The following is a 10,264-nucleotide window of genomic DNA, read 5'->3' as shown; positions in this document are numbered from 1 at the left end:
CGGCGGGGCCGCCGCCGCCTCCTATGGCTCGGGCGGGTCTTGGTCAAGTTGGCGGGCTGGCCGAAAGGCAACGGGTTGGGCGCGGACTTGGTAAGCCGGTTGTTATTCCCGGTGGCCGCTGGCCGAACCGCCTGGGGTCGGCCGGCGCCGGCGGAGAATACCGTAACCCACCTTGACCGGATCCGGGCTCCCCCTCCCTCGCGGCCGCCGCCCGCCTCAGCCTCCCACCAGCCGCCAACGGCCGGGTTGTAGAACAACTGCCCGGGCGGCCGGCCGCAGCTCTCACACCCGCCCTGCGCCGGGCCGAACCGGATCGCCATCGACAGCTCGCGCCAGTCGATCGGGTAGAAGAAGCGGTGCTCGGGCCGGATCGGCATGACGGCGGCACTGTGCCACCCAGCGTGAAGAAAGCGTAGCGGTAGAACGCCCCTACCTACCGTTCATGGACCTGTCCGACCTCGAATTCTGGGCGCTCCTCACCATCGCGACCCTTGGTCTGTTCGTGCCGGTGATCATCGTGTGGTGGAAGGGCCGCCCGATCATGCCGATCGCGGTGCTGAGCCTCGCGTTCTGGCCTGGCGCGCTGATCCTGGCGCTGCGGTTGCGACGCCGTCAGGATCTGTAACTTCAATCATGGCGGGAGCCTGAACGATACCGACCGTGGGGCTGTTTGCTCCCGGGTTGATCGAACCGATCGGCCTGGAGGAATGTCCATGTCGATCAAGACAATCGCTCTCGCTGCCGCGCTCTCTGTCGCGCTGGTAGGAGCAGCAGTGGCGCAGACACCTGCTGGCGGTGGTAGCGCCGAAGGCAACATGAACAACCCGGGCAGCGTGAAGAGCTCCTCTCAGAAGCGGATGGGAGGCCAGACCGGCATGATGGGACGGCGACACATGACCCGTCACCGGCGTCATCACATGCGCCGTTCCCGCATGTGATCTCGGACATGGCAGCCCCGCAGCTGTAAAACAGCGGGGCTGGTTTCAATCAAACGGTGCGGCCGGTCACCTGCACTGCTGTCCCGTCCGCGATCTGTGCCTTAAGCTAGCTAGGCCAGGCCATCCTTGGCAGCCTTGTCTGGATCGTCAGGCTTGCTCTCGGCATCCTGTACAACGTCTTTGCTCTCAGGCTCGCTGCCTGCCGTCGGGTCAGGTACGTTGACGTTCCGGATCGGCACCGTAGGCGGCACCACGCTCACGCCATGAGGCTTGTCGGTCTCGGTCATCGCTATGCCGCTCCCAGTGACACCGGCACGTCGTGCGGACCAATGACTCGCCCGGCATCATCCCCCAAGGTCGCAGATCCTGCACGATTGGCAATCAGGTTTGCGAACCCGTGGCTTACCGCATCTTGCCGTACCCAGCCGTCTCGCGACGCACCACAAGCTTACGAATAGCTCAGTACCTCGAAGGCATCACACCACACCCACTGAAGGCGCCGGGACCCATATCGCCGTGGTCCGCGCCCTCAAGCCGAAGCCGATCGAAACACCGCGGCGCAGCTCGAAACAGCGCCGACGCTCTCGGACGTTCGTACCTGTTCGGGAAGGCTCGGAGATGTTCTCTGCACACCTGTGCACCTGGGGTGCGGACCGGCTTGCCCGGCACAATTCGTGACTACGGGTGCCTTGGTCTGTAGGGAATAGGACCCCACTTCCACACCCCTGTCGTTCCCGGTTGTGGCCCCACTTCACGCCGCGTCGTGGACTGGTTCGCCGGTTGGGGTGCGGATCAGGCAAGAGTTATAGGCGGCACGACATGGCACTGGGACTACAGCCTGCACGGCACATCGCAAGCATCACAGTTCGTGCACTAACGGTGTGCTGCTTACGCTCGACATCGGGGAACTTAGGCTCGCATACTCGGTTGGATGGGCAACTTTATCGAGCAGTACCGCCCCGTATTGCTTGATACAGAAGCGCCCGACCAAGGATCATCTCCCCTTGGTCGGGTTTTTATTTCTATACAGCAACACAACGATACAAATCTGCGGCACCTTGGACGTGCCGCGCCTGGATCCGTCCTGCCTGCGGATGAGTTTCTGGATCAGACTTCGCGGATAGGAGATGATCCTGATGAAACGCTTGGCTCTTGCCTCAACGGCACTGCTGGCTGCATTTGCCTTCGTCCCAACTGGCGCTGACGCCCGTGGCTTCGGTGGCGGTGGCTTCCGCGGCGGCGGGTTCGGCGGGGGCTTCCGGGGCGCTGGCTTCCGTGGGGGCTACGGTGGGTTCCGTGGCGGTTATGGCCGCTTCGGTTACGGCTATGGCCGCGGTTATGGCTACGGGGGCTACGGCCTGGGTTTGGGCCTCCTGACCGGTGCAGCTGTCGGATACGGCCTCGCCGGCGGCTACGGGTATCCCTACGGCGGTTACGGATATGGCTACGGCGGCCCCTACGGTGGGTATGCTCCAGTAGGTTACTACGGCGGCCCCTACGGTTATTACCGTCGTCCGTATGGCTACTACGGCTACTGAGGTTCGCGTCTTACGCCAGAGTCACGTGCAGTCGGCCTGCAAATGGCGCCATACACTCGATCGTAACTGGGTTTTAGCATGATGCTGTAGGGCCAAGTTGCGTATCGGCCTACCGCTGGTGAGATCGGATGCTCCCCCGCCCCGTGAGCAGATCGGGGCGGGGTCGAGCCCCGATGCTGACAGGTCTACATGCATGACCGACGAGCCAGGCCGGAAGCTCTCGGATGAAGAGATCGACCGGCTGGCGCGCGAGCTGATCGCCGAGGTTCGGGCCGAGAGCCTAAGCCGAAGGCGGGAAGAGCCATTCAGACCGCCGGTGAAGTGGCCGTGGCGGTCGTCCTCATCCTGTCCGACTGGCTCCTCGTCGCGAACGACGATGCTGGAGACGCTGGCGGGGATTGAGCCGGCTGATGCTCAGCAATCGGCCGAGCGCAACCGAGCGTGGCCATAAGCGTTCATGAGGAAGCGGCGCTGTTCGGCATTTGAGGCTTCCGAGATGCTCCTGATCGCCTTGCTCATCGCGGGCACGTTTATGCTCGCCGGTTCGTTTTCGCTCATTGCCGTGCTAACGGACTGAGGGGCCCACTCGCGACTTCAGTTCTTGAAGATCCGGGGCTCATCATCTGCAAACGCTGCACGCTGCTCAGTGCACCACTGCTGCTCGCCAACCGCTTTCACCTCGGCGTAGCGCCGCGCCAGTTCGTCTTTGAAAGCCGCATTGGCCTGTTCCTTACCTAGCACCTTGGTGGCCACATCACGTGTGGTTTGAGAGATCCGCAGGGCGGTCGTGCCATCGATCGCGTAGTGCTTGCCGCAGAACGTGATGATCGCGGACTGCGCGCTGGCAGCCCGGAGCAGGGCCAAGGCTTGCTCATCCTGGCTCTGCGCGTGAACGGGCGCGACGTGCACACCGACGGCAAGGGCGAGGGCTATGAGGGCTCGGCAGCGCACGACCGTCTCTCCAGCGACCGCCAGCACAGCTACTCGATGAGCTGGCACAGCTCGAGCCTGCAAGACCCCACCGGCTACACGCCGTAGCTCAGGTGTAAGGGCCACCGAACAGGTCGCCGAGCGCCCCTAACAGCGTGCGCCACCGCCGGCGCCGGTGCTCCGGCCGGTCGTGGATCATGTGGCAGCGCTGGTAGAAGGCTGCGAGGTTGGCGCCCGCATTGTCGGCCGTGTCGTGGTTCCGATGCGCCGCGGCCAGAACGACCCTGGTCTGGCGGGCACGACCAAGAACGTCACTGCCCCAGCCTTGAGCCGGATCCGGCGCCCCCATCCATCCCGTCAGCGGCCGGCCTTGGCTACGGTACCCCTCATCCTTCCGTAACCGCTACCGTACTGCTGCCATCGGCTACCGTACCCTGCTGCGGTCTACCGTGAGCTTGCTGGCAGCGCCGGCCAGCGTATGCGTCAGACCCCGCCGGGCCCAATCGGCCCCCTCACCCATCACAATCTTGACAGCCGCAATCACGTTGCTCCTGTTCGGCGGTGGAGCGCGGGACGTCAGCCGGATCACGATTAACGAAATCGTGGATGCCTTCAGGCATGGTCGAGGTCAGCGTAGGATCCCCTGCCGGGCCAACCAGGCTCGACACAGACCCGGCCAAGCGGTCGTCGATGTCCCTGGACGCCCCATACCGAAGCCGTGGCCGCCGGTATCGAACCGATGCAGCTCAACCGGCACGCCGTTTTCCCGACAGGCCGCTTCGAGCAGGCTCGCGTTCTGCGGGTTCACGGTCGCATCGTCGGCAGCCTGCACGATGAACATTGGCGGATCGTCCGCGCGCACGTAGCTCTGCACCGACCATGCATCCCGCACCTCGCGGCTCGCGTGTTCGCCTACCTCCTTGCGTGCCGTCGCGGTCCGTTCAGACGGCGCATCCAGGCTCACGACCGGGTAGAGGAGCACGGCATAATCCGGGCGAGCCGATTGTTTGTCGACCGCGTCGACCGGCGTGTAGGAATGGCAATCGCTGCGGACGGCGACCAAACCAAGGACATAGCCGCCCGCCGAGAAGCCGAGCACGCCGATGCGCCCCGGGTCGATGCCGTACCGGTCCGCCGTCGCACGGATCATCCGTAAGGCACGCTGACCATCCTGTAAGGGCGCCGGGGTTGGATCGTGCCAGCCTTCTTGGGGAAGGCGATACGTCAGGACGAAGGCTGTGACGCCCTGATCTGTCAGCCATCGCGCGGCGGGATACGCCTCTTCGGCTTGGCTGATGCCGGTTAGGCCTCCGCCTGCCGCGATCAGCATCGCAGCGCCGTTCGGCCGGGCCGGAGCAAACACTTCGAGGATGGGTATGGCGATGTTGGAGATCATCCCATCCTTCTCGTGCACTGGTCCCGTCGGGCCACCACCGCCGGGCGGGGTTCCGGGCCAGAGCTGAAGGCGCTGTGGCGCCGGATCAGCATGGGAACGGCCCGCAAGGGTACTAGCGGCAACAGCGAGGAGAAGCGCGCGACGATCAAGAAACATGACGTCCTCGTGGGGAGAGGACGCCAGGCTAAGCAATTTCGGTGACGAATGGTCGGTCGCTCACCTGACCCGCTACTGGAAGCCTTACAGGCTCCCGGGCATCCCGATCTGGGAGTTTGGTCATTGATCCCCGCCCGTGACGCATGGGCGGGCCGTTCCGCCCTGACCTCAACCCGGCCGAGCATGTCGTCTTTTCACTGTCGCTCTGGTCGGCGTGCGTTTTTAGGGGTCGTCATATCCACTATGGCGGCTCGCGGTCGCGCAGCGACCTCGGCTGAACGCCTGTACCGACAGAACCTGCGGTGCGGTCGGTATGGTGTCGGCCACCTCCCGCACGATCTTGGTGCGGATCGCTGTAGCGAACTCACCCGGGTCTCGCACAGGCACCATGAAGGCGCCGGGACCGCCGATAACGCAATCCCGGTAGTAAAGATCGAGATTGGGGATGTCGTAGGGGCCCGTCGGCGCCTTGATCATCAGCGGCAGCCCGTTGACGACGACACCTGCCGCCACCGCATCATCGCGGGCCTCGGTGACTTTGCGGCCGTCGTTGTTGGGACCATCGCCAGAGACGTCGATGACGCGGCGCGTCGCCTCGAACCCAGACGTGCGCAGGAGCCCGACCGAGAAGTCGAGTGCCGCGGAGATCGAGGTCCAAATGTTACGGCGCGGCGGCATTCGCGCGAGCTGATCGGCGAAGTTCTCGGCCTCGGCAGTCGTACCGATCACCGTCCAAGGCACGACCACAGACTGGCTGTGCGTCCCCGCCCACTCGACGTAGGTCACAGCGATCCGACCGATGAGGCCTTGGCGGATCGCTGTCTGAACGACTTCAGATCGGAAGGCAGCGACGTAGCCGTCGCGCTGAACCTGCTGCTCCTCGGGATCCATTGAGAGCGACACGTCCACCGCAAGGACAAGAGCGAGGTCGACCTCCGTGCCCGCTGCCTGCGCCGTCGTCTGTCGCACCGGCGGTACGAGAGTGCACAGGATGGCGGCGACCACCGCGAGGCGCATGAGGGTTCTCCAACGCGTCCTCAGTGTGGCACAGGCCTGGCGCGTCACAACCGCGACACGGTTGCGCTCACTGCCGTCAAGCAGCATGCCTGCCTGAAAGCGCACAGATCTTGCGGGCTCACTTCCTCCAGTGAGGTGAGTTATGGACAAGCTTGATCAACGCCGTTGGCTGCAGCTCGCCCTTGGGCTCATCGTCATGATGACGATCTCAAGTCCGCAATACGTCTGGACACTGTTCGTCAAGCCATTCCAGGCCGCCACCAACGCCTCGCTCGCAGCCGTGCAGGTCACTTTCACCGTGGTGATCGTGCTGCAGACCTTCTTTTCTCCTGTGCAGGGCTACCTGATCGAACGCTTCAGTGCCAAGCTGATGATTGCCCTGGGTGCCGCCCTCAGCGGTCTCGGTTGGGTCATGGCCTCCTATGCTGAGAGTCTGATCGGTCTCTACGCTACCTATGGCCTGCTCTGCGGGCTCGGAACCGGCATCGTCTACGTTGGCATCGTCGGACTCATGGTTAGGTGGTTCCCGGACCGCCGCGGCTTTGCAGCCGGCCTCGTGGCGGCCGGCTACGGCATGGGCGCGATGATCACCACGTTTCCGATCTCCAACATGATGGAAGCCGCTGGCTTCCGGCAAACCTTGCTCGTCTTCGGCATCATCCTCGGTGCCGTCGGCTTTCTGGCCGCTCTTGGTCTACGCGCGCCTCATCCGGACGAAGTTCCGGCCGTCAAACCCAGCCGCCTGACTGGTACGGCAGCCAACACGGCTCCCAAGGCGATGCTGCGCACGCCATTGTTCTGGCTGATGTTCGTCATGATGACGATGATGTCGACCGGCGGCCTGATGGTCACCGTCAACTTTGCGGCCTTCGCTCGGGAATTTGGCGTCGCCGACGCGCTAGTGTTCGGCTTTGCGGCTCTTCCGTTCGCCCTGACCTTCGATCGCGTCACCAATGGCCTGACGCGTCCCTTCTTTGGCTGGATCTCGGATCAGATCGGTCGCGAGCAGACGATGGCAATTGCCTTTGCCCTGGAAGCCTGTGCCATTTGCCTGCTGCTCTACAATCGCCAGAACCCCTATGCTTTCGCCCTGCTTTCAGGCGTGGTGTTCTTCGCATGGGGCGAGATCTTCTCCCTGTTCCCTTCGCTCTTGACCGACACCTTCGGTACCAAGCACGCTACGACGAACTACGGCTTCCTCTACATGGCCCAGGGCGTCGGTTCGCTGCTCGGTGGGCCTATAGCGGCTCTGGTCCATGACGCCGCCGGCAACTGGGTGCCGGTGTTTGGCATCGCTATCGCTCTGGATGTGTTCACGGCAGCACTTGCGTTTCTCGTACTTCGGCCGATGCGTCGGGGGTGGATCGAGGCACGCGGTGTGTCCCCGCTCATCGTCGGCACCGCGACAGCTTGATACGGACGCCGCTGGCGGTTTTGCCGCCTTCGGCGAGTTGATGCAGCCAGTCGCCAAGGTCGACCTCGATTGGGCCACCGCGCGCGCCACGATTGTTCGCGCGGTATGACATCGGCTGGGCTGATAGGATCTCGTTCGTAACCGTTCTTGATCACTCGGCGACGGTCAGGCTCGCGATCTCTACGCCCATCCATAGCAGCCGCAGGGTCTTGGGGGCCGCTTCCGAGATCGGGTGGCGGAACGCCACCGCCGCCCAATGCATCGCCAACTCGCTCGGTCCGTCGATGACGACATCGAGGTTTAAGACCAACACTGATGGATCCGGGCTTGCCGGCTCAGACAAACTGAGGCTTGGCCGCTCGTTCGTATTGCCGAGTTCGATTTCGCCGCTCACCCGCAGGATCGGCGGCTCTGCCGTTTCTATGGCCGCCTGCCAGCCCCGGGTTTGTGGGACGATATCGCCAGCCATTCTGAAGCCTCGCACAGACGTAGGTTCTCGGAGGACTCAGGCACGGGGCAGGCCATTCGACTTTCATTCGGACTTGTTGCGCTCGGCTCCAAGGCTCGTGCCACCCCTGGCTGCCTCCTCCGCCTCGGTGCCGGCCCGATCCATCGGGCCATCCTGAGGCTTGACCGTGCCGGTGGCGGTGTCCAGGGGGCATTGGCGAGCCCCTCGCTTAGCGGCTTGCCCTGGGGCATCCGCTAGGCCTGCGTGTCAATCTGATCGTCAGCCATGCTCGTTCCTCTCAGATATCGGTCTCGCGCTTCACGATCGCGTCTTCGTTGGTCCCTTTCTGCGAAAGCCCAACCTCTGGCTTCGTCTCGGCCGCCGGTGCGACCTTCTTGGGATCGGTGCCGTGTTCGGCGCCAACGCGCGCCCAGCGCTCGGCGTCGTACTCCATGTCAGCAACGGTCTGCGTGTTCGAGATCTTCGGCTCGTCGGGCATCAGCTGCTCTCCGTGTTCGTAAGCAACGCAGCATGTGGCAGCGAAGGTCCGGAGGGGAGCCGCCAGGGCACCTGTGGTCTGATGCAGATTGACATGGCTCGGTCGTGAAATCTGATAGCCAGTGCTATATTCTTTCACGGCGCAGCCAACCTGGCTGTTCCCCGGCTGTATTTACAGCCAGCTCGGATGACGGACACGACCCATGCGAGGTGAAGGCAAGGCTTTCAAGCCTGGCCAGAGCGGTAACCCCGGCGGCCGGCCGAAAGGTGCTCGCAACCGCACGACCCAGGCCGTCGAGGCGATCCTGGACGGCGAGGCCGAGGCGCTGACCCGCAAGGCGGTCGAGATGGCGCTGGACGGCGACGGCCCCGCGCTGCGGCTGTGCCTCGATCGGCTGTGCCCGCCCCGCAAGGACCGGGTGGTGCAGTTCGACATGCCGGTGATCGAGAAGATCGCGGACGTGCCGGTCGCCACCGCGAAGCTCATGCAGGCGGTAGCTGACGGCGAACTGACCCCGAGCGAGGCCCGAGACGTCAGCGCGGCTGTCGGCGTGCACGTCGAGGCGATCAAGGCGGTGGACCTGGACCGCCGGCTCGCCCGCATCGAGGAGGCTATGGGAAATGTACTCTAAGGTTCTGGAAGCCCGCCTCGCCAAGATAGAGGCCAATCCGCGGTTCGGTGCGCCCTCGGGTCTATCCGACGCCGAGCTCGACCGGCAGATCGTGGCGGGCCTGAACGACATGGCGTCCGAGTGGCCGTCCTTCGGCGCCATGGTGTCGAGCCTGGAGGCATCCCCTCACCCGGCCGACAAGGAAATGGCCACCCAAATCGAGGCGTTCATCGCGGACTGGCAGACGCAGCAGCGACAGAAGGCGGCGCAGTGATGTCGACCACCCCCACGCCTGGCCCGCACCTTGAGATCGAGCGCGTCGCAGACAGCGGCGATGCATGGCAGTGGTCGATTTACGACGGCAAGGACGGACCCCTCATTCAGATGTCCGAACACCGCTACTCGAGTTCGGACGCCGCGCGGCGCATTGGAGACAAAGCCGTGCTCGCGATCCGGATGCGCTCGGCCCCTGAAGTCAGCGGTGATGACGTGTAGGAGCGAAAGGCCGGAGGCATCCCGGACGACCGCTACGGCAAGCGCCGGCGCGTCGCGATCCAGTCCCAGCGCGGTTCGGCTTGGGCGCAGTAAGCAGAAATTTAACGGCGGCCGCGCTGCGCGACGCCGATGGTAATAATCAGTCTGAGCGCGACCTATAAAAGCTCAGCTTCGACGCACTCTTGACCAACCTCTGCCCGGGACCGCTTACCAACCGGGATCTTCGCCAGCATCTTAGCGATGTGAGAGCGCAACCTATGTTTATTGATATCTGTAGTAATATTATCCGTATCTAATAAATTATCAAATGCCTTGATCATGATATCCCCCAAAGTTGCTTGTAATCAACTAAATACATCACGGTCAATCGACTTGATGCGGGGACGCTGAAGCACTCAGATACTGAATAGCGCATTTTTTTTAGCGCTGACAAGCCGGAATAAGTACCCAGAACAGCCGATTGGATACTTTTATTTGGTTCAATTGCACCCTTAGCATGACGTGGAACTACGTAGGCCGACCGGCCAGCCGCTCCGCGTCACGATCGTGCTTCAGGGAGCTTGGCGGTGTCCCAACGCTTTTTCTTCGACGTGTCGAACGGTGACGAGACCATCCCGGACGAGGCAGGTATCGAGGCTGCTACCGTCGATGAAGTGCTCGCTGAGGCGCGTGATGTCATCATCGAAATGGCGGATGAGGCGATCGGCATCGATTTGGACCAGCGATGGACGATGGTCGTGCGCGATGCTGCAGGCTCGATCGTAGGTCGCCTACCGATCAAACGGTGAGATCGCTAAACCAGTTCTCCCGCAGGCTGATCCGG

16 protein-coding genes and 1 pseudogene are annotated in these 10,264 nt (G+C 63.3%); 9 read left to right on the top strand and 8 right to left on the bottom strand.

Annotated features, from left to right (window positions below; genetic code table 11):
• Positions 1-377: hypothetical protein (locus MKK67_RS29135; protein WP_243972140.1), on the bottom strand; the 377-nt coding region annotated here is incomplete at its 3' end.
• Positions 378-442: 65 nt separating this feature from the next.
• On the opposite strand from MKK67_RS29135, the gene MKK67_RS29130 reads away from it, so the two are divergent.
• Both MKK67_RS29130 and MKK67_RS29125 read left to right on the top strand, forming a co-directional pair.
• Complete coding sequence (locus MKK67_RS29130; RefSeq protein ID WP_243962935.1) at positions 443-625, top strand: hypothetical protein; 183 nt, start codon at positions 443-445, stop codon at positions 623-625.
• 88 nt (positions 626-713) lie between these two features.
• Entirely contained in the window at positions 714-938 is a 225-nt protein-coding gene (locus MKK67_RS29125; protein WP_243972138.1) for a hypothetical protein, read from the top strand.
• Positions 939-1,048: 110 nt separating this feature from the next.
• Here the strand turns inward: MKK67_RS29125 and MKK67_RS29120 are convergent, their stop codons facing one another.
• Positions 1,049-1,225 (bottom strand): hypothetical protein, encoded by a 177-nt coding sequence (locus MKK67_RS29120; RefSeq protein WP_167367914.1) that lies wholly within the window; start codon positions 1,223-1,225, stop codon positions 1,049-1,051.
• An 840-nt stretch (positions 1,226-2,065) separates the two neighbouring features.
• Between MKK67_RS29120 and MKK67_RS29115 the strand changes: the two genes are divergently transcribed.
• The gene (locus MKK67_RS29115) at positions 2,066-2,476 is read left to right on the top strand and encodes a hypothetical protein (RefSeq protein ID WP_243972136.1); all 411 of its coding nucleotides are present in this window, start codon (positions 2,066-2,068) and stop codon (positions 2,474-2,476) included.
• Between the two features lie 594 nt (positions 2,477-3,070).
• On the opposite strand, the gene MKK67_RS29110 is transcribed toward MKK67_RS29115, so the two are convergent.
• A complete protein-coding gene (locus MKK67_RS29110) occupies positions 3,071-3,340 on the bottom strand; it encodes a hypothetical protein (RefSeq protein ID WP_243972134.1) in 270 nt (89 codons plus the stop codon).
• Between the two features lie 3 nt (positions 3,341-3,343).
• Here MKK67_RS29110 and MKK67_RS29105 point away from each other — a divergent pair, with 3 nt between their 5' ends.
• Entirely contained in the window at positions 3,344-3,514 is a 171-nt protein-coding gene (locus tag MKK67_RS29105; protein ID WP_243972132.1) for a hypothetical protein, read from the top strand.
• 1 nt (position 3,515) lies between these two features.
• On the opposite strand, the pseudogene MKK67_RS29100 reads toward MKK67_RS29105, so the two are convergent.
• From MKK67_RS29100 to MKK67_RS29090, 3 genes and pseudogenes are all read right to left on the bottom strand, one after another.
• A pseudogene (locus MKK67_RS29100) lies at positions 3,516-3,763 on the bottom strand (hypothetical protein); the annotation flags it as partial.
• Between the two features lie 271 nt (positions 3,764-4,034).
• Positions 4,035-4,958, bottom strand: coding sequence for an alpha/beta hydrolase (locus MKK67_RS29095; RefSeq protein WP_409568459.1), 924 nt, complete (start codon positions 4,956-4,958; stop codon positions 4,035-4,037).
• Positions 4,959-5,180: 222 nt separating this feature from the next.
• Entirely contained in the window at positions 5,181-5,975 is a 795-nt protein-coding gene (locus MKK67_RS29090) for a DUF1194 domain-containing protein (protein ID WP_243972128.1), read from the bottom strand.
• Positions 5,976-6,117: 142 nt separating this feature from the next.
• Here MKK67_RS29090 and oxlT point away from each other — a divergent pair, with 142 nt between their 5' ends.
• The gene (gene oxlT, locus MKK67_RS29085) at positions 6,118-7,389 is read left to right on the top strand and encodes an oxalate/formate MFS antiporter (RefSeq protein ID WP_243972126.1); all 1,272 of its coding nucleotides are present in this window, start codon (positions 6,118-6,120) and stop codon (positions 7,387-7,389) included.
• A 151-nt stretch (positions 7,390-7,540) separates the two neighbouring features.
• Here oxlT and MKK67_RS29080 read toward each other — a convergent pair whose 3' ends face one another.
• A complete protein-coding gene (locus MKK67_RS29080) occupies positions 7,541-7,858 on the bottom strand; it encodes a hypothetical protein (protein ID WP_243972124.1) in 318 nt (105 codons plus the stop codon).
• 277 nt (positions 7,859-8,135) lie between these two features.
• On the bottom strand, positions 8,136-8,336 hold the full coding sequence (locus MKK67_RS29075; protein ID WP_243972121.1) for a hypothetical protein: 201 nt from the start codon (positions 8,334-8,336) through the stop codon (positions 8,136-8,138).
• A gap of 202 nt (positions 8,337-8,538) precedes the next feature.
• On the opposite strand from MKK67_RS29075, the gene MKK67_RS29070 reads away from it, so the two are divergent.
• From MKK67_RS29070 to MKK67_RS29055, 4 genes are all read left to right on the top strand, one after another.
• Entirely contained in the window at positions 8,539-8,967 is a 429-nt protein-coding gene (locus MKK67_RS29070) for a DUF5681 domain-containing protein (RefSeq protein WP_243972119.1), read from the top strand.
• Complete coding sequence (locus tag MKK67_RS29065) at positions 8,957-9,220, top strand: hypothetical protein (RefSeq protein ID WP_243972116.1); 264 nt, start codon at positions 8,957-8,959, stop codon at positions 9,218-9,220. Before MKK67_RS29070 ends, MKK67_RS29065 begins: the two co-directional genes overlap by 11 nt.
• Entirely contained in the window at positions 9,220-9,441 is a 222-nt protein-coding gene (locus tag MKK67_RS29060) for a hypothetical protein (protein WP_243972114.1), read from the top strand. Before MKK67_RS29065 ends, MKK67_RS29060 begins: the two co-directional genes overlap by 1 nt.
• 566 nt (positions 9,442-10,007) lie before the next feature.
• The gene (locus MKK67_RS29055; protein WP_243972112.1) at positions 10,008-10,229 is read left to right on the top strand and encodes a DUF6894 family protein; all 222 of its coding nucleotides are present in this window, start codon (positions 10,008-10,010) and stop codon (positions 10,227-10,229) included.
• Positions 10,230-10,264 lie beyond the last annotated feature (35 nt).

The organism is Methylobacterium sp. J-072 (assembly GCF_022829425.1).
Classification (GTDB): Bacteria; Pseudomonadota; Alphaproteobacteria; order Rhizobiales; family Beijerinckiaceae; genus Methylobacterium.
This window is presented reverse-complemented; position numbering and strand designations above follow the sequence as displayed.